Below are 22905 nucleotides of genomic sequence, written 5' to 3'. Positions count from 1 at the left end.
ATTCCAGCATGGAGACTGAGAGCGGCACCATCTGGCTGACCGGCGACGAGCAGCGCACCTGGCGCACCCACCTGGAGGTCAGCAAACTGCTGACCCACCAGCTCGAACGGGACCTGCAGCCGTTCGGTCTGACCTACAACGACTACGAGATCCTGGTCAACCTCTCCGAGTCCCCCGAGCGCCGTATGCGGATGAGCGACCTCGCCCGCGCGACGCTGCAGTCCAAGAGCCGGCTGTCCCACCAGATCAGCCGGATGGAGACCGCGGGCCTGGTCCGCCGGGAGAACTGCGAGTCCGACCGGCGCGGGCTGTTCGCCGTCCTCACCGAGGAGGGCTGGGAGACCATGCGCAAGGTCGCCCCGCACCACGTGGCGGCCGTGCGGGAGCACTTCATCGACCTGCTCCCGGCGGAGGACCTGGTGGCGCTGCGCAAGGCGCTGGCCCCGGTCGCGGAGCACCTGCGCGCGGTGCGCGGACGCGTCTGACCCACCGGCCCGCCGGGCGGCGCCGCGCGCGCCGGCCCGGACGGGCCGCTCGGGCCCGGGCCGCTCCCGTCTCCGCCCGGCCGCTCAGGGCCGGCGTCAGGTCCGCCCGGTCACGTCCGGCCGGTCAGGCCCGCTCGGTCAGACCCGCGACCAACTCGTCCGCCGCCGCGTACGGATCCAGCTCGCCGGCGACGATGCGCTCGGCCAGGGCGCCCAGCCGGCGGTCGCCGTGCAGGTCGCCGATCCGCTCGCGCAACGCCGTCACGGCGATGTGCTCGACCTCCAGGGCGGCCCGGCGCATCCGCCGCTCCGCCAGCACGCCGTGCTCCTCCATCCAGGCCCGGTGCTTCTCCAGGGCCTCGACGACCTCGTCGATCCCCTCGCCGCGGGCGGCGACCGTCTTGACGATCGGCGGCCGCCAGTCGCCCGCCTGCCGTGCCTCGCCCAGGCCCAGCATGTGGTTGAGCTCGCGGGCGGTGGCATCGGCGCCGTCCCGGTCGGCCTTGTTGACCACGTAGACGTCGCCGATCTCCAGGATCCCGGCCTTCGCGGCCTGGATGCCGTCACCCATCCCCGGCGCGAGCAGCACCACCGCGGTGTCCGCCTGGGCCGCGATCTCCACCTCCGACTGCCCGACGCCGACCGTCTCCACGAGGATCACCTCGCAGCCCGCCGCGTCCAGCACCCGGATCGCCTGCGGCGCGGCCCACGCGAGGCCGCCCAGATGGCCGCGGGTGGCCATGGAACGGATGTAGACCCCCGGGTCGGAGGCGTGGTCGCTCATCCGGACCCGGTCGCCCAGCAGGGCGCCCCCGCTGAACGGCGACGAGGGGTCCACCGCGAGCACCCCGACCCGCTTCCCGGCCCGGCGGTAGGCCGAGACCAGCGCCGATGTCGAGGTCGACTTGCCGACACCGGGCGAACCGGTCAGCCCGACCACGTACGCGCCGCCGGCCAGCGGCGCGAGGGCCGCCATCACCTCACGCAGCTGCGGGGACGCCCCCTCCACCAGCGAGATCAGCCGGGCGACCGCCCTCGGGCGGCCCTGCCGCGCCTGCTCCACCAGGGTGGGGACGTCCATCACTGCGTGCTCCTCCTTGTCGAGGGCTCGGTTCGCCTCCGAGGCACTCGGAGCGCCTGCCGGCAGTCGATCATGCTCGGCCCCCCGTTCCCCGGGGCCTGCGCGTGTTCTCCTCCTCGGCGGGCGCCGCGCCCCTTCGGCTCACTTGCCCACAGGGTGTGCCGGGTGTCAGTTGGCCGGGACGCGGATGATCAGCGCGTCGCCCTGACCGCCGCCACCGCACAGCGCCGCCGCGCCGACGCCGCCGCCGCGGCGCTTGAGCTCCAGCGCCAGGTGGAGCACCAGGCGGGCGCCGGACATGCCGATCGGGTGGCCGAGGGCGATGGCGCCACCGTTGACGTTCACCTTTTCAGGTGTCACGCCCAGGTCCTTCATGGACTGCACGGCCACCGCGGCGAACGCCTCGTTGATCTCGATGAGGTCCAGGTCGGCCACGGTGAGGCCGCCCTTCTTCAGCGCGTGCGCGATGGCGTTCGACGGCTGCGACTGGAGCGAATTGTCCGGTCCGGCCACGTTGCCGTGGGCGCCGATCTCGGCAAGCCACTCCAGACCCAGTTCCTCGGCCTTCTCCTTGCTCATCACGACCACCGCGGCGGCGCCGTCGGAGATCTGCGAGGAGGAGCCGGCCGTGATGGTGCCCTCCTTGCTGAACGCGGGGCGCAGCTTGCCCAGGGACTCGACCGTGGTCTCGGCCCGGATGCCCTCGTCCTTGCTGAAGACCACCGGGTCGCCCTTGCGCTGCGGGACCTCCACCGGGGTGATCTCGGCGTCGAACAGGCCGTTCTTCTGGGCGGCCGCCGCACGCTGGTGGGACAGGGCCGCGATCTCGTCCTGCTCGGCGCGGGCGATGCCCAGGCGGGTGTTGTGCTTCTCCGTCGACTCGCCCATGGCGATGTTCTCGAAGGAGTCGGTCAGGCCGTCGTGGGCCATCGCGTCCAGCATCTGCACGGCGCCGTACTTGAAGCCCTCGCGGGACTTCGGCAGCAGGTGCGGCGCGTTGGTCATCGACTCCTGGCCGCCGGCCACCACGACGTCGAACTCACCCGCGCGGATCAACTGGTCCGCCAGCGCGATCGCGTCCAGTCCCGACAGGCAGACCTTGTTGATGGTGAGCGCCGGAACGCTCATCGGGATGCCGGCCTTGACCGCGGCCTGGCGGGCGGGAATCTGCCCGGCACCGGCTTGCAGCACCTGGCCCATGATCACGTACTCGACCTGGTCGCCGGCGATGCCCGCCCGGTCCAGGGCCGCGTTGATGGCGAGGGCGCCGAGCTCGGCGCCGGAGAAGCTGCGGAGCGAGCCGAGCAGGCGGCCCATCGGAGTGCGGGCGCCCGCGACGATCACGGACGTACGTGCCTGGCTGGTCATGACGCGGCCCCTTTGCACGGAGGGTGGGTTAACGATGGTTTCACGAGGGTGGTGTCAATGTACTGAGCGGTACGGCGGCGGTCACGAGGCGGACGGTGTGATCGCGGGCACGTTGCGTGACCATGCGCACCGGCGGTCCACTGGAGTCATGCTGACTCGAATCGATCACATCGGTATCGCATGTTTCGACCTCGACACGACCGTCGAGTTCTACCGTGCCACGTACGGCTTCGAGGTGTTCCACACCGAGGTCAACGAGGAGCAGGGCGTCCGCGAGGCCATGCTGAAGATCAACGAGACCTCGGACGGCGGCGCGTCCTACCTGCAGCTGCTGGAACCGACCCGCGAGGACTCCACGGTCGCGAAGTGGCTGGCCAAGAACGGTGAGGGCGTCCACCACATCGCCTTCGGCACCGAGGACGTGGACGGGGACGCCGCGGCCGTGCGGGACAAGGGCGTGCGGGTGCTGTACGACAGCCCGCGCACCGGCACGATGGGGTCCCGGATCACCTTCCTGCACCCCAAGGACTGCCACGGGGTTCTCACCGAGCTCGTCACCTCGTCCAAGGAGCACTGACCGGAGCCGACTCGCCCCGGTAGAGTGGCGGGGCGACCCCGGGGTGGGCTGGGGTACCTGCCCGCGCCTCGGCGTGGGATCGGACACAATTCTCCGTAAGGCTCCGCGGTGAACGGGGCCCCGGGGAATCTCACTCGGTTGGCGGGTGGGTACACCAGGAGACGGATGGGACCGCGGAGTGCGGGGCTACGACCGCTACGAGGTTGAGGAAGACCACCTCTCGCAGTTCGAGGCCGAGATGGAGCGGCTTCGGAAAGAGCGGGACAAGGTCGTCCAGCATGCCGACGACCTCGGATACCAGGTCGAGGTGTTGCGCGCCAAGCTGCACGAGGCGCGACGCAACCTCGCGACCCGTCCTGCCTACGACAACATGGGTCTGCAGGCGGACCAGCTGCTGCGCAACGCCCAGATCCAGGCCGACCAGCTGCGCGCCGACGCCGAACGGGAGTTGCGCGAGGCCCGCGCCGCCACCCAGCGGCTGCTCCAGGAGCAGGCCGAGCACCAGTCGCGCGTGGAGGCCGAGTGGCACGCCGAGGCCGTCGCCCGGCGCCGCCGCCTGGACGAGGAGCTGGCCGAGCGCCGGACCAACGTCGAGAGCCACGTCAACGAGAACGTCGCCTGGGCGGAACAGCTGCGCGCCCGCGCCGAGTCCCAGGCCCGGCGGCTCATGGAGGAGACCCGGGCCGAGTCGGAGGCGGCGCTGGCCGCCGCCCGCGCCGAGGCCCAGCGGATCGCCGAGGGTGCCCGCGACCGGCTGGAGTCCGAGGGCTCGGCGGCCCGCGCCGAGGCGGAGCAGTTGCTGCGCCGGGCCCGCGCGGACGCCGAGCGCCTGCTCAACGCCGCCGCCAACCAGGCCCAGGAGGCCACCTCCCAGGCCGAGCAGCTGCGCACGTCCACCCGCAGCGACACCGAGAACGCCCGCAGCCACGCGGCCGAACTCACCCGGGCCGCCGAGGAGAAGCTGCGCGAGGCCGAGGAGAAGCTCCGCGAGGCGCAGAGCGAGTCCGAACGGCTCCGTGAGGAGGCGGCGAGCAACGCCGCCAAGCGGCTGTCCGTCGTGGACGCCGACAACGAGCAGCGCACCCGCACCGCCAAGGCCGAGGTCGCCCGCCTGGTCGCGGAGGCGACCAAGGAGGCGGAGGCCGCCAAGGCCGAGGCCGAGCAGGTCGTCGCGGACGCCAAGGCCGAGGCCGATCGCGTGCTCGCCAACGCCCAGGAGACCGCCAAGTCCGAGGCGGCCGAGGACGCCGCGGCCGCGCTGGCCAAGGCGGCCCGCACCGCCGAGGAAGTCCTCACCAAGGCCACCGAGGACGCCCGCGCCACCACCCGTGCGGCGAGCGAGGAGGCCGAGCGCATCCGCCGCGAGGCGGAGTCCGAGGCGGAGCGGCTGCGCGGCCAGGCCGAGGAGTCGGCCGAGCAACTGCTCGGCACGGCCAAGGACGACACCAAGGAGTACCGGGCCAAGACGGTCGAGCTGCAGGAGGAGGCGCGCCGGCTGCGCGGCGAGGCCGAGCAGCTGCGCGCCGAGGCGGTCGCCGAGGGCGAGCGCATCCGCGGCGAGGCCCGGCGCGAGGCCGTCCAGCAGATCGAGGAGGCGGCCCGCTCCGCCGAGGAGCTGCTGACCAAGGCCAAGGCCGACGCGGCCGCGCACCGGCAGACCGCCAACGCCGAGTCCGACCGGGTCCGCACCGAGGCCATCGAGCGGGCCGCGGGGCTGCGCCGCCAGGCCGACGAGCTGCTGGAGCGCGCCCACGGCGAGGCCGGGCAGCTGCGCGAGGAGGCGCAGCAGCAGGCCGACCAGGTGCGGGCGGACGCCGAGGCGGCCGGCGCCGCGCTGCGCGAGGAGGCCGAACGCGGCGCCGAGCGGCTGCGCGACGAGGCCGAGGCCGATCTGGTCCGGCAGCGCGAGGAGGCCGAGCGGCGTATCACCGCCGCCGAGGACGCGCTGCGCGAGGCCCGCACCGAGGCCGACCGGCTGCGCCGCGAGGCCGCCGAGGAGGTCGCCGCGCTGCGCGCGGAGGCGGCCGAGCGGGTGCGCACCCTGCAGGAGCAGGCCGAGCAGGACACCCTGCGGCTGCGTGACGAGGCGGCCGCCGATGCCTCGCAGAGCCGTGCCGAGGCCGAGCAGGCCGCCGTTCGGCTGCGCGGCGAGGCCGCTGCCGAGGCCGAACAGCTGCGCACCGAGGCGCAGGAGACCGCCGACCGGGTGCGGGCCGAGGCCCAGGAGACCGCGGGCCGGCTGCGTGCCGAGGCCGCCGAGGCGCTGTCCGCTGCCCAGGAGGAGGCCGGCCGGCGCCGCCGCGAGGCCGAGGAACTGCTGGGCGCGGCGCGCGGCGAGGCCGAGCAGGAGCGCGCGCAGGCCCGCCAGGAGAGCGACGAGCTGCTGGCCAGCGCCCGCAAGCGGGTGGAGGAGGCCGGTGCCGAGGCCGCCAGGCTGGTCGCCGAGGCCGAGCGGCACGCCGCGGAGCTGATCGGCGCGGCCGAGACGACCGCCCAGCAGGTGCGGGACTCGGTCAACGGGCTCCACGAGCAGGCCGAGGAGGAGATCGCCGGGCTGCGCTCGGCCGCGGAGCACGCGGCGGAGCGCCTGCGGAGCGAGGCGCAGGAGGGCGCCGACCGGCTGCACGCGGAGGCCAACGCCGAGCGGGAGCGGGCCGGCGAGGACGCGTCCCGGATGCGCCGGGAGGCGCAGGAGGAGGCCGAGTCCGCCCGCCAGCTGGCCGATCGCACCGTCACCGAGGCGATCGAGGAGGCCGACGCGCTGCGGGCGGAGACCCGCGAGGAGGCCAACCGCCTTCGCGTGGACGCCGCCGAGCAGGTGGACCGGCTGCTGTCGGAGGCGGTCGAGGAGGCCGACCGGCTGCGTGCCGAGGCCGGCACTCAGGCCGAGGAGATGCTCGGCAAGGCGCAGCGCGACGCGGAGCGCCTCGGCATCCTGGCCAAGGACGCCCTGGAGAGCGCCGAGCGGGACACCGTGGAGCGCCGCCGGGCCGCCGAGGAGGCGCTGGGCACCGCGGAGGCGGAGTCCCGCCGCCTGCTGGACGAGGCCAGGAACGAGGCCAACAAGCGCCGGACGGAGGCCGCCCAGCAGGCCGACCAGCTCATCGGCAAGGCGCGGACGGAGGCCGAGCGGCTCGGCATCCTCGCCAAGGACGCCCTGGAGTCGGCGGAACGGGACGCGGAGGCGGCCCGTGCGGAGTCCGACCGGATGCGCGACGAGGCCCGCGAGGACGCCAACAAGCGCCGCGGCGAGGCCGCCGCCCAGGCGGACGAGCTGATCTCCGGCGCCCAGGCCGAGGCCCGGAAGATCGGCGCCGCGGCCGAGGAGCAGGCCGACACCATGGTGGGCGCCGCCCGCAAGGAGGCCGACCGGATCGTCAGCGAGGCCACCAACGAGGGCAACGGCCTGGTGGAGCGGGCCCGTACCGACTCCGACACCATGCTGGAGGAGGCCCGCCGGGACGCCACCGCCATAAGGGAGCGGTCGCAGGAACTGCGCCAGCGCGTCGAGGCGGAGGTCGAGGAGCTGCACGAGCGGGCCCGCGCGGAGGCCGCCGCCACGATGAAGTCGGCGGGCGAGCGTGTGGACAAGCTGGTGGAGGCCGCCACCGAGCAGCTGTCCAAGGCCGAGGCGAAGGCGCGCGAGCTGGTCTCCGACGCCGAGGCGCAGGCCGAGGAGACCCGGTCGACCGCGAGCGCGGAGGCCAGCAAGGTCCGCATCGCGGCGGTGAAGAAGGCCGAGGAACTCCTCAAGGGCGCCGAGCAGAAGAAGGTCGACACCGAGCGGGACGCGGAGCGGCTGCGTGCCGAGGCGCGCACCGAGGCCGAGAGGATCGTCACGGAGGGTAAGCGCGAGCTGGAGGTGCTGGCCCGGCGTCGCCAGGACATCAACGCGGAGATCACCCGCGTGCAGGATGTCCTTGAGGCACTGGAGTCATTCCAGACGCCGCTCGACGGGGGAAAGAGCAACAGTCAGAACGGCACACAGAACGGTAAGAACACGGTCGCCGCCGGGGCGGCGTCCGGAACCACCCGAACAGGGGGCAAGCGGTCCGACGATGCACCACTCGATTGAGCGGTCATTGTGCACAGTTACTGGACAGTGACTCGATGACACGCCGCCCCGGCCCCTAGGATTCCCTCTAACACCCCACCCGGTCTGAATTGACAGGAACCCCATGAGCGACACTTCCTCCCCCTTCGGCTTCGAGCTCGTGCGGCGCGGATACGACCGCGGGCAGGTGGACGACCGCATCACCAAGCTGGTCGCCGACCGTGACAGCGCACTGGCCAGGATCAACGCGCTGGAGAAGCGCATCGAGGAACTGCACCTCGAGACCCAGAACGCTCAGGCGCAGGTCAATGACGCCGAGCCGTCCTACGCCGGTCTCGGTGCACGCGTCGAGAAGATCCTCCGTCTCGCCGAGGAAGAGGCGAAGGATCTGCGCGAGGAGGCGCGCCGCGCCGCCGAGCAGCACCGCGAGCTGGCCGAGTCCGCCGCCGCCCAGGTGCGCAACGACGCGGAGTCCTACGCCACCGACCGCAAGGCCAAGGCCGAGGACGAGGGCGAGCGCATCGTCGAGAAGGCCAAGGGTGAGGCCGGCCAGATGCGCGCCGACGCGCAGAAGGACGCGCAGGCCAAGCGCGAGGAGGCGGACGCCCTCTTCGAGGAGACCCGCGCCAAGGCGGCCCAGGCCGCGGCCGACTTCGAGACCAACCTCGCCAAGCGCCGTGAGCAGTCCGAGCGCGACCTGGCGTCCCGTCAGGCCAAGGCCGAGAAGCGCCTCGCCGAGATCGAGCACCGCGCCGAGCAGCTCCGCCTCGAGGCCGAGAAGCTGCGCACCGACGCCGAGCGCCGTGCCCGTCAGACGGTCGAGACCGCGCAGCGCCAGGCCGAGGACATCGTCGCCGACGCGAACGCCAAGGCGGACCGCATCCGCAGCGAGTCCGAGCGCGAGCTGGCGGCCCTCACCAACCGCCGCGACAGCATCAACGCCCAGCTGACCAACGTCCGCGAGATGCTGGCCACGCTGACCGGTGCGGCCGTCGCCGCGGCCGGCGCCCCCGCCGACGACGAGCCCGTCTCGCGCGGCGTCCCGGCCCAGCGCTGAACGCGCCCCGCGTCCGGACCGACTGAGCCCCCTGCCTTCCGGCAGGGGGCTCGGGCACTATCGGGGGCCCGCATTCCGGGTGCACCGGCCGCGGTGGCACCAGTACCCTATGCGGCATGATCGAGCTGCAGGGGCTGACGAAACGGTACGGTGACAAGACCGCCGTGGACGACCTCACCTTCACGGTGCGGCCCGGCGTGGTGACCGGTTTCCTCGGTCCCAACGGCGCCGGGAAGTCGACCACGATGCGCATGATGCTGGACCTGGACAATCCGACCAGCGGAAGCATCCGCATCGACGGCAAGCACTACCGCGAGCTGAACGAACCTCTGCAGCACATCGGCGCGCTGCTGGAGGCCAAGGCCATCCACGGGGGCCGCACGGCGCACAACCATCTGCTGTGCCTCGCCCAGTCCAACCGCATCCCGGCCCGCAGGGTGGACGAGGTGCTGGAGATCGTCGGTCTCTCCTCGGTCGCCAAGAAGCGCTCCAAGGGCTTCTCCCTCGGCATGGGCCAGCGCCTCGGCATCGCCGCGGCACTGCTCGGCGACCCCGAGATCCTGATGTTCGACGAGCCGGTCAACGGACTCGACCCCGAGGGCATCCACTGGATCCGCAACCTGATGAAGAGCCTGGCGGCCCAGGGCCGGACCATCTTCGTCTCCAGCCACCTCATGAGCGAGATGGCGCTGACCGCCGAGCACCTGATCGTGATCGGCCGCGGCAAGCTGATGGCGGACACGACGATGGCCGACTTCATCGCCGAGAACTCCCGCTCCTATGTGCGGGTCCGCACGCCCGAGCCGGAGAAGCTCAAGGACGTGCTGACCGGCGCGTCGATCACGCCCCTGATCACCGACGAGGGCGCCTTCGAGATCGAGGGCGCGGAGACCGCGAAGATCGGTGAGCTCGCCGCGCGGCACCAGTTGGTGCTGCACGAGCTGAGCCCGCAGCGCGCCTCCCTGGAAGAGGCCTTCATGCGCCTGACCGCCGAGTCGGTCGAGTACCAGGCGGGCATCCCCGGACAGCCGGTGGACGGGTCCGTGGCGGCGGCGGCCGGCGCCGTTCCCGCCGCGACAGCCGCGACGACGCCCGCGCCTGCCTGGGGCGCCGAATGGCAGAAGAAGAAGGAGAAGTCCTGACATGGCGGCACCGAGCGCGGTTCTGCAGTCCGAGTGGACCAAGGTCAAGTCGGTCCGCTCGACGGTGTGGACGCTGGCGTCCGCACTCCTCGTCACCGTCGTCATCAGCGGACTGATCTGCCTGCTGATCGCCTCCCAGTGGGAGCACGCCTCCGAGCAGGATCTGCGGAGCTTCGACCCGACGAACACGAGCTTCGCCGGGCTGATCCTCGGCCAGCTGGCCCTGATCGTCTTCGGCGTCCTGGTCGTCACCGGTGAGTACAGCACCGGCATGATCCGCACCTCGCTCGCCGCGGTCCCGCAGCGCGCCACGTTCTACCTGTCGAAGGTCGCGGTCACCGGCGCCCTGGCCCTCGTCGTGGGGATGGCCACCAGCTTCCTGACCTTCTTCGTCGGCCAGGCCCTGCTCGGCTCGCACAGCACCTCCATCTCGGAGGACGGCGTGCTGCGCGCGGTCGTCGGCGGCGGTCTCTACATGACGCTGATGGTGCTGTTCTCGGTGGGCGTCGCGATGATGCTGCGCAGCCCCATGCTGTCGCTGGGCATCCTGATGCCCTTCTTCTTCCTGGTCTCGGCGATCCTCGCGAACGTCCCCAAGGCCAAGACCGTGGCCCAGTACTTCCCCGACCAGGCCGGCTCCAAGGTCCTGCAGGTGGTCTCGACCGGCGACGCGCGCCCGTACGGGCCCTGGGGCGGTCTGGGCATCATGGCCCTGTGGGTGATCGCCTCGCTCGTCGGCGGGTACCTGGTCCTGAAGAAGCGCGACGCCTGACCGGCTCCCGGCCCCGAGGGACCGCAGGAGGTTTCGGTTCCCCGGGGGCGGGAACCAATTTCGCCCCGCCCGCCTCCTAATCCTCACGGGGGCGGGCACCGCCCCGAGGGCTGGTCATCGAGGGGCGGAGCATGATCGAGGCAGTGGGCCTCACCAAGACCTACGGCAGCAAAACGGCCGTGTACAACCTGTCGTTCACGGTACGGCCCGGCATGGTGACGGGCTTCCTGGGACCGAACGGCTCCGGGAAGTCCACCACGATGCGGATGATCCTGGGCCTGGACAGCCCGACCTCCGGACGGGTCACCATCGGCGGTCAGCCGTACCGCCTGCTGCCGAACGCCCCGCGCCGGGTGGGCGCCCTGCTGGACGCCAAGGCCGTGCACGGCGGGCGCAGCGCCCGTCATCATCTGCTCAGCCTGGCCCAGCTGTCCGGCATCCCGGCCCGTCGTGTCGACGAAGTGCTGGGGGTCGTGGGCCTTCAGGAGGTCGCGGGCAAGCGCTCCAAGGGCTTCTCCCTCGGCATGGGGCAGCGCCTGGGCATCGCGGCCGCGCTGCTCGGCGACCCCGAGGTGCTGCTCTTCGACGAGCCGGTCAACGGACTGGACCCCGAGGGCATCCACTGGGTGCGCCATCTGATGCGCCGGCTCGCCTCGGAGGGCCGTACGGTCTTCGTCTCCTCGCACCTGATGAGCGAGATGGCGCTGACCGCCGACCACCTGATCGTCATCGGCCGCGGCCAGTTGCTCGCCGACATGGGCGTGAAGGAGTTCATCGCCCGCAACTCCACGGGCTTCGCGCTGGTCCGCACCCCCGACGTGGCCGCCGACCGCGAGAAGCTGGGCAAGGCGCTGACCGGGGCCGGCGCCGAGGTGCAGGAGGAGCAGGACGGGGCGCTGCGCGTGACCGGCCTCGAACTGCCGCGGATCAGCGACCTCGCGCACGACGCCGACGTGCGGCTGTGGGAGCTGTCGCCGCACCAGGCCTCGCTGGAGGAGGCGTACATGCAGCTCACGAACGGCGCGGTGGACTACCGCTCCACCTCGGACCCGCGGCAGGGCCTGCAGCAGCAGCCGGATGCGCCGGTGCCGGGCGGCTGGGGAGCCCCGCAGCCGTTCCCGCAGCAGCCCCAGCCCCACCCGGACGGCTACGCCCCGCCGCAGCCGAACCCGTATGCGCAGCCGACCCAGCCGACCCAGCCCATCCAGCCCGCCGAGGACGCCCGATGACCGCCCCCGTCCAGATCCCGGCGCCGCGGTTCTCCTCGGCGATCCCCGTGCAGAAGACGCACCTCGGCCATGCGCTGGCGTCCGAGTGGACCAAGATCCGGACCGTCCGCTCCACGATGTGGACGCTCGGCGTGATGCTCGTGCTGATCCTCGGCATCAACCTGCTGGTCGACGCGGCCTCCTCGACCGATCACGTCTCCGACCCGGTGCTGGCCTTCGGCCTGTTCGGCGTGCTGCTGGGGCAGTTGTGCGTCATCACCCTGGGCGTGCTGGTGATCAGCTCCGAGTACGGCACGGGCATGATCCGCACCACCCTGACCGCCTGCCCTCAGCGAGGCCGGGTGCTCGTCGCCAAGGGGATCGTCTTCTTCGCGCTGACCTTCACGGTCACCACGGTGGCCTGTCTGCTGACCGCGCTGATGAACTACGCCACGTTCGCCGGCAAGCCGGTGGACCCGGGGTTCTCCCTGTACAGCGACTCGCAGCTCGTGGTGGTGGGCGGTGTCAGCTCCGCCAGTGGCGCGCAGTGGCTCGGCGCCACGGTCGGCGTGGGCCTGTACGTCGCCCTGCTCGGGCTGCTGTCCCTCGCGGTGGGGACCTTGCTGCGGCACTCCGCGGGCGCGATCACGACCATGCTGGGCGTGGTCCTGCTGCCCTTGATCATGGCGATCTTCATGCAGGCCGACAGCATGCGGACGCTCCGGGACAAGCTGATCGAGTACTCGTCACCCAACGCCCTCGCGTCGCTCTACCGGATGCCGATGCTCGGCGGCGACCACGCCGACGGGCTGCCCCAGCTGCTCGCGCTGGCGGTCGTCACGGCCGTCGCCCTGTGCGGCGCGTACGCGGTGCTCGCCAAGCGCGACGTCTGACCTCCGCTCCCGCGGCTCAGTACCGCGGGGCGTTCCGGGACCGCTGGGGCCGCACGCCCCGGCGGTCCCTGGCGTTCCAGCAGGCGGTGTGCCAGTGCCGCCGGTCGTCCACGCCGCCGTACTGCGGCCAGACCACCAAGTGCCCGACGCCCGGCGGGATTTCCTGGTCGCAGCCGGGGCAGCGGTAGCGCTTGCCGCCGGAACTCCCCGCGAGCGGACGGACCGTCCACTCCTCGCCCTGCCAGCTCTCGGTGCGCTCCCCGCCGCGGCCCCAGCCGGGCCCGTCCGTCTCCTGCGGACTGCCGGCGGTGCCTCGCGGGCGGTTTCGGCGCGGGGACACAAGCACACACCTCATGCGGGTCGGGGACATCGGACCTGCTTTCAGCGTACGCGTAGCCCGGGGCGGTGCGGGTACGCGCCCCACAACCCCCCATGTCCGCCATCCCCTTGAAAATCATGAAATCGCGGAGGTTGGCCCGTGCCCTTGGCACGTGTCAGACGTTAATGACGGTTAGGGGAGTCGCGTCGGCCACCGAGAAAGGTGTGAAGCACGATGCGCGTCGGTACTTTCGTTCTCGCCGCCCAGTTCCCCGGACAGGGAGCCGGGGAGGCGCTGCACCGGGCGGTACGCTCCGCCGAGGCGGCGGAAGCGGCCGGGCTGGACTCCGTGTGGCTCGCGGAACACCACTTCGTGCCGTACGGGGTCTGCCCTTCGGCGGTGACGCTGGCCGCGCTGCTGCTCGGGCGGACGCGGCGGATCGGGGTGGGCACCGCGGTGAGCGTGCTGCCGACCGCCCATCCGGTGTCCCTGGGCGAGCAGGCGGCGCTGCTGCACATCACGTCCGGCGGCCGTTTCACGCTCGGCGTGGGCCGCGGCGGCCCCTGGGTGGACCTGGAGGTCTTCGGGGCCGGCCTGGCCGCCTTCGAGAGCGGCTTCCCCGAGTCGCTCGACCTGCTGCTGCGCTGGCTGCGCGACCCCCGGGTCGGGGCCGCGGGAGAACGATTCGCCTTCCGCGAGGTGGATGTCGTCCCCCGCGCCGACGAGTTCGACGCGCCCGGCGGCCCGCCGGTCGTGGTCGCCTGCACCTCGCCGTCCAGCGTGCGGCTGGCGGCACGGCGCGGTCTGCCGATGCTGCTCGGCATGCACTGCGGGGACGAGGACAAGGCGGCCATGGTCGCAATGTGGCAGGCCGAGGCGCGCGATGCGGGGCTTTCACCCGAAATGGTGGCGGCCGCCGAGCATGTGTCCGCGGGTGTGACGCAGATCGCGGACCGCCGCGCGGACGCCGTCGAGGCGCTGACCAAGGCGATGCCCGGCTGGCTGCAGCAGGGACTGGCCGCCCACCGTACGGTCGACGGCCGGGCGCGCTCGATGCGCGACCCCCTCGCCTACACCGAACTCCTCTGCGACCTGCACCCGGTGGGGCCGCCGTCGCTGTGCGCCGACCGTCTCGCCGCCACCGCGGAACGCACCGGTATCCGCCGCTTCGCCCTGCTTGTCGAGGGCTCGGGCGACCTCGCCGCCACGGAGGAGAACGTGGCGCGGCTCGGAGCGGAAGTGCTCCCGCAATTGGCCTGATTGAAACATCAAGGGGCAAAGTGTCGGCCAACGACGGGAGCACTGTGGCCGGTCTCAGCAGTCCCGAAGCTCCGGGGACTGGTTCAGCAACTGTGCGCGTACGGAGGTGAACTTCGCGTAACGCTCATCGACCGCCGGGTCCAGCGGGAACACCGCGACCCGGTGGCAGTTCTGGAATGCCAGTCGCACCCCGAAATGCCGTTGAAGTGCCCCCCGGATCGCGTCACTCGCCAGAGCGCGGAGCAGTTGCCCCCGCGCGTGCTCGTCCGGCGGCGGCACCTGGTTGTCGGCGAACTCTCCGCCGTCCACCTTGAGCTGCGCCGCCAGAGAGCTGATCATGTCCCATGCGTAAGGCAGGGAAGTCCGGACGCAGTCGACGAATTCCCGTTCGTCGACCTCGCCTCGCTCGGCCTGTTCGAGGAGGGCCGGTGAGACGTCGAGCGACATGAGTACTCCTCTCGTGACCCCCCTGTCCGAGGAGTCAGACGGACTACGGAGAGAAGCCGTCCAGTGTTCTCCCGCACGACGGCCTCCACTCACAACCGTAGGCGGAGAGGTCCCACGACACTAGGTGGGAGCGCTCACAACTGGCCATTTTCCAACCGCGCCCGGTAGCGAGTAGCGTTGCCGACCATGCGTCTCGTCATTGCCCGCTGCTCCGTGGACTACGCGGGCAGGCTCTCCGCCCATCTCCCCTCGGCGACCCGGCTGCTCCTGGTGAAGGCCGACGGCAGTGTGTCCGTGCACGCCGACGACCGCGCCTACAAGCCGCTCAACTGGATGTCGCCGCCCTGCACGCTCAAGGAGGGCGACGACGGGGTCTGGACGGTCACCAACAAGGCCGGCGAGCAACTGATCATCACGATCGAGGACGTCCTCCACGACTCCAGCCACGAACTCGGCGTCGACCCCGGTCTGATCAAGGACGGCGTCGAGGCGCACCTGCAGGAACTGCTCGCCGACCGCATGGAGGTGCTCGGGGACGGCTGGACCCTCATCCGCCGCGAGTACCCGACCGCCATCGGGCCCGTCGACATCCTCGGCCGGGACTCCGACGGCACGACCGTCGCGGTCGAGATCAAGCGGCGCGGTGAGATCGACGGCGTCGAGCAGCTGACCCGGTACCTCGAACTGCTGAACCGCGACCCGCTGCTGGCGCCCGTCAAGGGCGTGTTCGCCGCCCAGGAGATCAAGCCGCAGGCTCGCGTGCTCGCCACGGACCGCGGCATCGGCTGCGTCGTGCTCGACTACGACGCGCTGCGCGGCATCGAGGACGACAAGCTGCGCCTCTTCTGAGCCCGGGGGCCGTGCGCCGGCCCCACAGCGTCGTGGCCCCGTGGTCGGCTGACTACGGGGCCACGCTGCCGTTCGGGCCGGCGTCAGACGACGGGCGCCTCGGTGCTGCTGCCGGTGACGCTCTCCGTCGCCGTCACCGGGGTGTCGGTGGACGGTCCGCTGGCGCTCATGCTGCCCTCCGGACCGGTCGGGGTGTCGCTCGGCGTCGGGGAACCCGGCGTGGTCGACGGGCTGCTCGGCGACGTCGGCGGCGACGTCGAGGGCTTCGACGAGTGGCTCGGCGTCGTCGGGGGCTTCAGGGTCGGCGGCTTGGAACCGCCCTTCGGCGGCCTCGTGGTGCTCGACGGCGTTGTGCCGCCCTGCTCCCCCGTCGTGCTCCCGCCGCCCGTGCCCGGGTCGGCGCCGCCGCCACCACCGCCACCCGCGGCACCGGACGCGCTGGGATTCGCGACGGCACCGCTGCCGCTGGCCGAGGGCGCGGGCGCGTGCTGCGTGGAGCCCGGGGTCGGCGACGTACCGTCCGCCGGGAGGCCGTCGTCGGCCTCGTCGGGCTGGGCGGTCTCCAGGGGCTTGACGTTCATCGGGGTGTTCTGGTCACCGCCGGAGGCCGTCGTGCCGAGCGTGACGATGGTGCCGAGGACGGCCGCGAGCAGCGCTCCCGCGCCGGCGGCGACGAGGTTGCGGCGGGAGCGGGTGAGACCGCGGCGGGGCGGCGTGGAGACGGCCAGGCGCTTGCTGATGACGGTCGCGGGGGAATCGGGGAGTTCCAGGGCCGTGGTGGTCGTCCCGGCGCCCTCCGGGGTGGTGAGCGGCGCGGTGACGCCCACGCGGTCGAGGACCAGGGCGAGGGTACGGCGGCCGACCGTCGTGCCGTGGCGGTCCGCGAGGGCACCGCGCAGGGCTATGGAGGCCTCCAGTTCGCTGCGCGCGCGGTCGTAGCTGCCCAGGCAGAGCGCGAGGACGCCGAGTTCGTGCAGGAAGTACGCCTCCTCCGCGACCTCACCGGACTGCCGCGCGGCCTCCTGGCCGGAGCGCAGGGCGCGTTCCCACGCGCTCCAGTGGAGCGACGCCGCGAACACCGGCGCCGCCGTGCGCGCGAGGAGGACCGCCGCGCTGGCATGGCCGCCGTCCCGGCAGGCGCCCAGGGCGGCGAGAATCGCCTCCGCCTCGGCGGCGACGCGCTCGGGCGTGACGGAGGGGTGACCGACCCACCAGGTGTAGTGCTGGGCGGCCGTGAGGGCCTGCGGCGCGCCCTCCGCGGCGGCCTCCTCGGCGAGTTCGCCGGGGGCCGCGAGCTGCGTGCGCACGCCCGCCGCGAGGCGGTGGTGCCGGTCGACGGGCGCGACGAGCCCCACGGCGACCAGTTCACCGAGCGCGGCGTCCCCGTGCGTCTCGCCGACGAGGGCGGGCAAGTGCGACTGGTGCGGGCACTCGCCGTCCAGGGCCACCGCGAAGCGCAGTGTCTCCTGGGCCGACCCGGTCAGCCGGGAGGCCAGCAGCGCGGCCGGGGCGGCGCTCTCGGCGAGCGAGGGCAGCGGCACGTGCGAGGAGGACCCCGGAGCCACTGCCGACGCCTCGCTCGCGTCGAAGGGCGCGTCCACCGGCAGTTCGTCGTCCGGCTCCGCGTCGCCCCAGACGGACTCGTCGGCGGCGAGGATCTCGGCCGCGAGCGCGTCGCGCTGCCGCAGCAGCGCGCCGGCCTGGACGAAGCGCAGCGGCAGCCCCTCGGACTCGAACCACAGGTCCGCCGCCCAGGCGGTCTCCTCCTCCTGCAACGGCCGCCCCGCGGCCAGTTCCAGCAGTTCGAGGCAGGCGACCCGGGTCAGCCCGGGGAGGAAGACCTCCTCGACCGCGGAGTCGGAGGAGGGGGCGGCGATGTCGGGCGTCGCGGCCATCACGAAGGCGCACTCGGGCGCGGCCGCGAGCAGTTCCTCCAGGGCCGCGCCGCCGAACTCCAGGTCGTCCAGGACGACGACCGCGCCGACGTCGCGCAGCAGTTCCGTGAGCCGGCCGCGGTCGGGGCGGTAGGCCGTGGCCGCGCCCCCCGGCGACGGTTCGCCCTCGGCGTCGTAGACCGTGCTGAAGATCTCCTGCAGCAGGTCGCTGGGCGTGCGGCGGTAGCCGGAGAGCCGGATCACGCCGTCGGGGGCGAGATCCGCGGACGCCGCGGCCACGGCGTCGAGCAGCGCGCTGCGGCCGGCGCCGGACGGGCCGGTGACCCGGACCGAACGTCCGCGGGACAGCAGCCGGGAGAGCCGTTCGCGCTCCTCCTCCCGCTCCAGCAGGGGCAGTTCGGGCCCGCGGGGGCCCGGCGGCACGGCAGGGTGCGTGCCGGCGGTGCGCGCGGCCCGCGCCTCCGCGTCGCGGCGCACCGGGGTGGGCAGCCCCGCGGCCGGCAGGGAGCTCACCTCGCTGCCGTCGACGGGATTGAGGGTCAGCAGGCAGTCGCCCACGACGAGCTGGACGACGCGAGGTGCGTCGCCGTCCGCCGTGCCCGAGCCGACCTCGGGGGTCAGCGGGTCGCGCACGGGCCGCGTCACGCGCGGCACGGGCTGTGTGCCGTCCTCCGGTCCGGCCGGGGCCGGGCGGTCGGGAAAGCTCGTGGAGTCCTGCCCGGCGCCGTACTCGTCGCCTGACATGTCGGGTCCGATGTGTGGGTCCATTAGTCTCCGCCCCCCATTCGCGTCGCAGCGGGGCCGTACCCGGGCCCGCACGTCCGCAGCTGGACCGGTCCGGCTCCCCTCCTCGGCGTACGGGGTGTGGCACGCCGGAACCGAACCTTAAACCTTCCCACAGTATGTGCGAACCTCAGGGCCGCCATGCCGCCCTTGCGTCCGAATCTGTCCGGGCTTGCCAGTTCCGTTGCGGCACGCCCCGCTAGGTACGCGGCAGTGCTTCTGCCGCGATGCCCCCCTCGATGACCAGAATGCGGTGCAGTCGCGTGGCGACCAGCAGCCGCTGCATCTGCGCCGGGACGCCCCGCAGCACGAGCCTGCGGTCGGCCCGTCCGCAGCGGCGGTGCGCCCCCATGATCACGCCCAGCCCGGTGGCGTCCCACGAGTCGAGCTCGGTCAGGTCGAGCACCAGGTCGCCCTGACCCCCGTCCACCGCGGAGTGCAGGACCTTGCGGGCGTCCGCCGCGGTACGGACGTCGAGGCGGCCCCCGACGACCAGCTCGGCGTGGTCGCCCCTGATGTGCATGAAGCCTCCCCGTGGAGTGAATGGGTGGAAAGTGCGTTGGTTCTACGTAACTGACGGTCCGTCGTACGAAGAGGTTGCCGTCTGTGAGCGAACCGATACCGAATTCACTCTGGAGAGTGACGGGATGCGCCCGCCGGGCCCAGCCTCCCCGTGGTGGGGGCGCGGGCGGGACCCCCGTGCCCGCCCGCCGGGCTGACCGCCCGTCAGTAGCGGTAGAAGCCCTCGCCGCTCTTGCGGCCGAGCGCCCCCGCGTCGACCATGCGCCGCATGAGCTCCGGCGGCGCGAACTTCTCGTCCTGCGACTCGGTGTAGATGTTGCCGGTGGCGTGCAGCAGGATGTCGACGCCCGTCAGGTCGGCGGTGGCCAGCGGGCCCATGGCGTGGCCGAAGCCGAGCCGGCAGGCGGTGTCGATGTCCTCGGCGGAGGCGACGCCGGACTCGAAGAGCTTGGCGGCCTCGACGACCAGCGCGGAGATCAGGCGGGTGGTGACAAAGCCGGCGACGTCGCGGTTGACCACGATGGTGGTCTTGCCGACCTCCTCGGCGAAGGCCTTGGCCCGCTCCAGGGTCTCGTCGCTGGTCTTGTAGCCGCGGACGAGCTCGCACAGCTGCATCATCGGGACCGGGGAGAAGAAGTGCGTGCCGACCACGCGCTCCGGACGCTCCGTCACGGCCGCGATCTTCGTGATCGGGATGGCGGAGGTGTTGGAGGCCAGCACCGCGTCCTGGTGCGCGATCTTGTCCAGGGCCCGGAAGATCTCCTGCTTGACCTCGATCTTCTCGAAGACCGCCTCCACGACGATGTCCGCCTCGGCTGCCGCGTCGAGGTCGGTGGTGGTGGTGATGCGGCCCAGCGAGGCGGCAGCGTCCTCGGCGGACAGCTTGCCCTTGGCGACGAACCGCTCGTACGACGCCTCGATACCGCTCAGGCCGCGGGCCAGCGCCTCGTCGGTGATGTCGCGCAGCACGACCTCGTAGCCCGCCTGGGCCGACACCTGCGCGATTCCGGAGCCCATCAGGCCGGCTCCGACGACGGCGAGCTTCTTCGCCACGGCACACACCTATCTTCTCGATGCTGTTGCCGGGACCTTAACGGTGCTCCGCAGCCCCGCGCAGCAGTTGGAGACCCGGGTCACCGTGTGTCCTTCGTCGCAATCGGGGAGCGACCACGGCCGGCGACCCCGGGCACGACCGGGGACTACGCTCGGCCCCATGGTCAATCTGACGCGCATCTACACGCGGACCGGGGACGACGGCACCACCGCCCTCGGCGACATGAGCCGCACCGCCAAGACCGACAGCCGCATCTCGGCCTACGCGGACGCGAACGAGGCCAACGCCGCGATCGGTGTCGCCCTCGCGCTCGGCGGGCTGCCGCCGGAGGTCGCGACCGTGCTGGTGCGGGTCCAGAACGACCTCTTCGACGTCGGCGCGGACCTCGCGACCCCGGTCGTGCCCGACCCCAAGTACCCACCGCTGCGCGTCGAACAGGGCTACGTGGACCGGCTGGAGGCGGAGTGCGACCGCTTCCTGGAGGAGCTGGACAAGCTGCGCAGCTTCATCCTCCCCGGCGGCACCCCGGGTGCCGCGCTGCTCCACCAGGCCTGCACGGTGGTGCGCCGGGCGGAGCGCTCCACGTGGGCGGCGCTGGACGAGCACGGCGAGACGATGAACCCGCTCACCGCGACCTACCTCAACCGGCTCTCGGACCTGCTGTTCATCCTGGCCCGCACGGCGAACAAGGAGGTCGGCGACGTGCTGTGGGTGCCCGGCGAGAACCGCTGAACGGCGCGGCGGCCGCGCGCCCGGACGGCTGACGACCGGTCACCGGCGCGGGCCCGAGCCGGGCTCGCGCCGCGGCCACGACGTACAGGACGCCGCGACGAGGGCGTTGAGCCCGGTGACCCACGCCCTCCGCGGCTGCCGGCGAAGCGGTACGCCACACGGCCGTAGTGGCCGTAGGCGACGACGGCCGCGAGCAGTACGCCGTCCACCGGCGGCAGGCACAGCAGGACCACGGCCCCCGCGCGCGGCCCGCGCGGCGGGTGATGCACGCCCGGTCCGGCGCCCGGCGGGACCCTGAAGGCCGTCCCACCACCGACGGCCGAGGCGACGAGCGGCCCTCGATCCTCCGCCACCGGTCGCCCGCGGCGCATCGTCGCCGCTGATGAGCCGCGTCTGCATCCTTCGGTGCAGGGCACGTTCCACCCACGGGCCGAGGCGCCGTCGGCGCACGGCGTGCTGTCATGGGGGAATGCCCACCACCGCCGCCCTGCGTCCGCACCGCGACGACGTGCTGATCGGCGCCGCGGGCCTCGCCGGCGGCCTGCTGATGTGGGCGCTCGGGCTGTGCACCTACTCCGGCAACCAGCCGCGCGGCGGGGACGCCTGGCTCTCGCTGCTGCCGCTGACCGCGATGGCCGGCTGCGCGTCGCTGCGGCGCACCGCGCCGCGGTTCGCGGTGGTGGCCGGCACGCTGGTCCTGGCGGCGGACTTCGTGATCGGCTCGCTCCTGGTGACCGTGCTGATGTTCACGGACCTGGTCTACGCCGCCGTCGTGTACGGGCCGAAGCGGCTGATCCGCGTCGTGCCGGTGGCGAGCGTCCTGTTCACCGCGGCCGTGACCGCCACCGCTCTCGCCCTGCGCCCGGTCGCCGACTCGCTGCTGATCGGCATCGTGGGCGCCCTGGTCTTTGTCGCCCCGGCCTTCACCGGCGTCGTCGTGCGGCAGCACCGCGACGAGGCCGCGGCCGAACGGCTGCGCGCCGAGCAGACCGCGCTGCTGGCCGAGATGGACCGCCGCGAGGCGGTCGGCACCGAGCGCGCCCGCATGGCCCGGGAACTGCACGACATGGTCGCGGGCCATCTGTCGGCGATCGCCATCCACTCCACCGCCGCGCTGTCGCTGGACCGGCGGGAGGGGCCGGCCCGGGAGGCGCTGTCGGTGATCCGGGAGAACAGCGTCCAGGGCCTGTCGGAGATGCGACGGCTCATCGGCCTGCTGCGCGACGCGTCCGGCGAGGACTCGGGGCCCGCCGCGGTGCCCCGGCTGCACGGCCTGGACGTCCTGCTCGCTCAGATGGCGGCGGCGGCCCCGCACGCGCGGTTCGTCCTGCGCGACGAGCGGCCGGCCGGCGCTCCCCCGCCTCCGGCGCCGGTGGAACTGGCCGCGTACCGGATCGTGCAGGAGTCGCTCACCAACGCCCTCAAGCACGCCGCGCCCGGGGAGGTGCCCGTGGTGCTGGAGCAGGACGCCGGGGTGCTCACCGTCACCGTGGCCAGCCCCTGGGCCCCGGTGGGCGCGGAGGGCCGGCCGGGGCCGCGGGCCCCCGGCTCGGGCAGCGGCCTGGTCGGCATGCGCGAGCGCACCGAACTGCTCGGCGGCACCTTCGAGGCCGGCCACGACGGGGACGTCTGGCGTGTACGGGCCGCGCTGCCCGTGAAGGGGGAGGCGTGATCCGGGTCGTCGTCGCCGAGGACCAGTCGGCGGTCCGCGCGGGACTGGTGCTGATCCTGGGTTCGGTGCCCGACATCGAGGTGGTCGGCGAGGCCGCCGACGGTGAGGCCGCGGTCCGCGCGGCACGTGAGCTGCGGCCCGACGTGATCCTGATGGACGTGCAGATGCCCCGCCTCGACGGTGTCTCCGCCACCCGCGAGATCGTCGCCGAGGGCCTGGCGGACGTGCTGGTGCTGACCACCTTCGACCTGGACGAGTACGTCTTCGGGGCGCTGCGCGCGGGCGCCGCGGGCTTCCTGCTGAAGGACACCGAGGCCGACCGGCTGATCGAGGGGGTGCGCCTGGTCGCGGCCGGCGAGGGAATGATCGCCCCGGCGGTGACCCGCCGCCTGATCGGGGAGTTCGCCCGGCCGGCACGGGTGGCGCCGGCGGCGGACCGCGGCGTGCTCGACGGCCTCACCAGGCGTGAGCGGGAAGTGCTGGCCTGCGTCGGCCAGGGACTGTCGAACGCCGAGATCGCGGCCCGTCTCGCCATGGCGGAGGCGACGGCCAAGACCCACGTCAGCCGGATGCTCGCCAAGCTCGAACTGCGCAGCCGCGTGCAGGCGGCCGTCCTGGCGCAGGAATTGGGGCTGTCGGCGAAGCCCTAGGGTGCCGGGGGCGCGGGCCGCTCAGGCCACATGGACCCTCCCCCCACCAGTGGGGCACTCACTGCTCAGGCCACATTCACCCTCC

General features: G+C 72.9%; 20 protein-coding genes. 13 read left to right on the top strand and 7 right to left on the bottom strand.

Translation table 11 applies throughout. From position 1 onward, the window contains the following. Positions 1-8 precede the first annotated feature (8 nt). Complete coding sequence (locus ACIP98_RS20145; protein WP_319659936.1) at positions 9-485, top strand: MarR family transcriptional regulator; 477 nt, start codon at positions 9-11, stop codon at positions 483-485. 124 nt (positions 486-609) lie between these two features. On the opposite strand, the gene meaB is transcribed toward ACIP98_RS20145, so the two are convergent. Continuing rightward, positions 610-1566 carry a methylmalonyl Co-A mutase-associated GTPase MeaB gene (gene meaB, locus ACIP98_RS20140; protein ID WP_319659937.1) on the bottom strand — a complete coding sequence of 319 codons (957 nt, stop codon included), beginning with the start codon at positions 1564-1566 and terminating at the stop codon, positions 610-612. A gap of 168 nt (positions 1567-1734) precedes the next feature. Beyond that, entirely contained in the window at positions 1735-2934 is a 1200-nt protein-coding gene (locus ACIP98_RS20135; RefSeq protein ID WP_319659938.1) for an acetyl-CoA C-acetyltransferase, read from the bottom strand. A gap of 148 nt (positions 2935-3082) precedes the next feature. Here ACIP98_RS20135 and mce point away from each other — a divergent pair, with 148 nt between their 5' ends. From mce to ACIP98_RS20100, 7 genes are all read left to right on the top strand, one after another. After that, on the top strand, positions 3083-3511 hold the full coding sequence (mce, locus tag ACIP98_RS20130; protein ID WP_319659939.1) for a methylmalonyl-CoA epimerase: 429 nt from the start codon (positions 3083-3085) through the stop codon (positions 3509-3511). Between the two features lie 178 nt (positions 3512-3689). Then, positions 3690-7586 (top strand): polarized growth protein Scy, encoded by a 3897-nt coding sequence (gene scy, locus ACIP98_RS20125; RefSeq protein ID WP_401977148.1) that lies wholly within the window; start codon positions 3690-3692, stop codon positions 7584-7586. A 103-nt stretch (positions 7587-7689) separates the two neighbouring features. Beyond that, positions 7690-8622: a cellulose-binding protein gene (locus ACIP98_RS20120; protein WP_384283137.1), complete on the top strand. Its 933-nt coding sequence runs from the start codon at positions 7690-7692 to the stop codon at positions 8620-8622. A gap of 116 nt (positions 8623-8738) precedes the next feature. Continuing rightward, entirely contained in the window at positions 8739-9764 is a 1026-nt protein-coding gene (locus tag ACIP98_RS20115; RefSeq protein WP_401977109.1) for an ABC transporter ATP-binding protein, read from the top strand. 1 nt (position 9765) lies between these two features. Next, on the top strand, positions 9766-10536 hold the full coding sequence (locus tag ACIP98_RS20110) for an ABC transporter permease (RefSeq protein WP_401977108.1): 771 nt from the start codon (positions 9766-9768) through the stop codon (positions 10534-10536). A gap of 131 nt (positions 10537-10667) precedes the next feature. Beyond that, the gene (locus tag ACIP98_RS20105) at positions 10668-11765 is read left to right on the top strand and encodes an ABC transporter ATP-binding protein (RefSeq protein ID WP_401977106.1); all 1098 of its coding nucleotides are present in this window, start codon (positions 10668-10670) and stop codon (positions 11763-11765) included. Then, positions 11762-12637, top strand: a complete 876-nt coding sequence (locus ACIP98_RS20100) for an ABC transporter permease subunit (protein ID WP_319659944.1) — start codon at positions 11762-11764, stop codon at positions 12635-12637. The genes ACIP98_RS20105 and ACIP98_RS20100 overlap by 4 nt, the downstream gene beginning before the upstream one ends. 16 nt (positions 12638-12653) lie before the next feature. On the opposite strand, the gene ACIP98_RS20095 is transcribed toward ACIP98_RS20100, so the two are convergent. Next, complete coding sequence (locus tag ACIP98_RS20095; RefSeq protein ID WP_319659945.1) at positions 12654-12977, bottom strand: ATP/GTP-binding protein; 324 nt, start codon at positions 12975-12977, stop codon at positions 12654-12656. Positions 12978-13190: 213 nt separating this feature from the next. Between ACIP98_RS20095 and ACIP98_RS20090 the strand changes: the two genes are divergently transcribed. Then, positions 13191-14216 (top strand): LLM class flavin-dependent oxidoreductase, encoded by a 1026-nt coding sequence (locus ACIP98_RS20090; protein WP_319659946.1) that lies wholly within the window; start codon positions 13191-13193, stop codon positions 14214-14216. Between the two features lie 54 nt (positions 14217-14270). On the opposite strand, the gene ACIP98_RS20085 is transcribed toward ACIP98_RS20090, so the two are convergent. Continuing rightward, positions 14271-14663, bottom strand: coding sequence for an SCO5389 family protein (locus tag ACIP98_RS20085; protein WP_319659947.1), 393 nt, complete (start codon positions 14661-14663; stop codon positions 14271-14273). A gap of 186 nt (positions 14664-14849) precedes the next feature. Between ACIP98_RS20085 and nucS the strand changes: the two genes are divergently transcribed. Beyond that, positions 14850-15512 (top strand): endonuclease NucS, encoded by a 663-nt coding sequence (nucS, locus tag ACIP98_RS20080; RefSeq protein ID WP_319659948.1) that lies wholly within the window; start codon positions 14850-14852, stop codon positions 15510-15512. Between the two features lie 83 nt (positions 15513-15595). Here the strand turns inward: nucS and ACIP98_RS20075 are convergent, their stop codons facing one another. The 3 genes from ACIP98_RS20075 to ACIP98_RS20065 form a co-directional block, all read right to left on the bottom strand. Further along, complete coding sequence (locus ACIP98_RS20075) at positions 15596-18175, bottom strand: ATP-binding protein (protein WP_401977105.1); 2580 nt, start codon at positions 18173-18175, stop codon at positions 15596-15598. A gap of 214 nt (positions 18176-18389) precedes the next feature. After that, the gene (locus ACIP98_RS20070; protein ID WP_319659950.1) at positions 18390-18713 is read right to left on the bottom strand and encodes an STAS domain-containing protein; all 324 of its coding nucleotides are present in this window, start codon (positions 18711-18713) and stop codon (positions 18390-18392) included. A 203-nt stretch (positions 18714-18916) separates the two neighbouring features. Beyond that, positions 18917-19765: a 3-hydroxyacyl-CoA dehydrogenase family protein gene (locus ACIP98_RS20065; RefSeq protein ID WP_319659951.1), complete on the bottom strand. Its 849-nt coding sequence runs from the start codon at positions 19763-19765 to the stop codon at positions 18917-18919. A 160-nt stretch (positions 19766-19925) separates the two neighbouring features. Here ACIP98_RS20065 and ACIP98_RS20060 point away from each other — a divergent pair, with 160 nt between their 5' ends. The 3 genes from ACIP98_RS20060 to ACIP98_RS20050 all read left to right on the top strand — a co-directional run bounded on the left by ACIP98_RS20060 (position 19926) and on the right by ACIP98_RS20050 (position 22820). Then, positions 19926-20498 carry a cob(I)yrinic acid a,c-diamide adenosyltransferase gene (locus ACIP98_RS20060; protein WP_319659952.1) on the top strand — a complete coding sequence of 191 codons (573 nt, stop codon included), beginning with the start codon at positions 19926-19928 and terminating at the stop codon, positions 20496-20498. A 469-nt stretch (positions 20499-20967) separates the two neighbouring features. Further along, on the top strand, positions 20968-22170 hold the full coding sequence (locus tag ACIP98_RS20055) for a sensor histidine kinase (RefSeq protein ID WP_401977103.1): 1203 nt from the start codon (positions 20968-20970) through the stop codon (positions 22168-22170). Next, complete coding sequence (locus tag ACIP98_RS20050; protein ID WP_401977101.1) at positions 22167-22820, top strand: response regulator; 654 nt, start codon at positions 22167-22169, stop codon at positions 22818-22820. Before ACIP98_RS20055 ends, ACIP98_RS20050 begins: the two co-directional genes overlap by 4 nt. The last annotated feature ends 85 nt before the right edge of the window (positions 22821-22905 follow it).

Origin of the sequence: Streptomyces sp. NPDC088354 (assembly GCF_044753585.1) — a bacterium.
Classification (GTDB): domain Bacteria; phylum Actinomycetota; class Actinomycetes; order Streptomycetales; family Streptomycetaceae; genus Actinacidiphila.
The sequence above is the reverse complement of the archived record's forward strand: the minus strand, read 5'-3'. Positions and strand labels throughout refer to the sequence as shown.

Coding starts and splice junctions, on each gene's coding strand:
- ACIP98_RS20145 (WP_319659936.1), top strand. CDS start 9: ATGGAGACTGAGAGCGGCACCATCTGGCTGACCGGCGACGAGCAGCGC.
- meaB (WP_319659937.1), bottom strand. CDS start 1,566: ATGGACGTCCCCACCCTGGTGGAGCAGGCGCGGCAGGGCCGCCCGAGG.
- ACIP98_RS20135 (WP_319659938.1), bottom strand. CDS start 2,934: ATGACCAGCCAGGCACGTACGTCCGTGATCGTCGCGGGCGCCCGCACT.
- mce (WP_319659939.1), top strand. CDS start 3,083: ATGCTGACTCGAATCGATCACATCGGTATCGCATGTTTCGACCTCGAC.
- ACIP98_RS20120 (WP_384283137.1), top strand. CDS start 7,690: ATGAGCGACACTTCCTCCCCCTTCGGCTTCGAGCTCGTGCGGCGCGGA.
- ACIP98_RS20115 (WP_401977109.1), top strand. CDS start 8,739: ATGATCGAGCTGCAGGGGCTGACGAAACGGTACGGTGACAAGACCGCC.
- ACIP98_RS20110 (WP_401977108.1), top strand. CDS start 9,766: ATGGCGGCACCGAGCGCGGTTCTGCAGTCCGAGTGGACCAAGGTCAAG.
- ACIP98_RS20105 (WP_401977106.1), top strand. CDS start 10,668: ATGATCGAGGCAGTGGGCCTCACCAAGACCTACGGCAGCAAAACGGCC.
- ACIP98_RS20100 (WP_319659944.1), top strand. CDS start 11,762: ATGACCGCCCCCGTCCAGATCCCGGCGCCGCGGTTCTCCTCGGCGATC.
- ACIP98_RS20090 (WP_319659946.1), top strand. CDS start 13,191: ATGCGCGTCGGTACTTTCGTTCTCGCCGCCCAGTTCCCCGGACAGGGA.
- ACIP98_RS20085 (WP_319659947.1), bottom strand. CDS start 14,663: ATGTCGCTCGACGTCTCACCGGCCCTCCTCGAACAGGCCGAGCGAGGC.
- nucS (WP_319659948.1), top strand. CDS start 14,850: ATGCGTCTCGTCATTGCCCGCTGCTCCGTGGACTACGCGGGCAGGCTC.
- ACIP98_RS20075 (WP_401977105.1), bottom strand. CDS start 18,175: ATGGACCCACACATCGGACCCGACATGTCAGGCGACGAGTACGGCGCC.
- ACIP98_RS20070 (WP_319659950.1), bottom strand. CDS start 18,713: ATGCACATCAGGGGCGACCACGCCGAGCTGGTCGTCGGGGGCCGCCTC.
- ACIP98_RS20060 (WP_319659952.1), top strand. CDS start 19,926: ATGGTCAATCTGACGCGCATCTACACGCGGACCGGGGACGACGGCACC.
- ACIP98_RS20055 (WP_401977103.1), top strand. CDS start 20,968: ATGCCCACCACCGCCGCCCTGCGTCCGCACCGCGACGACGTGCTGATC.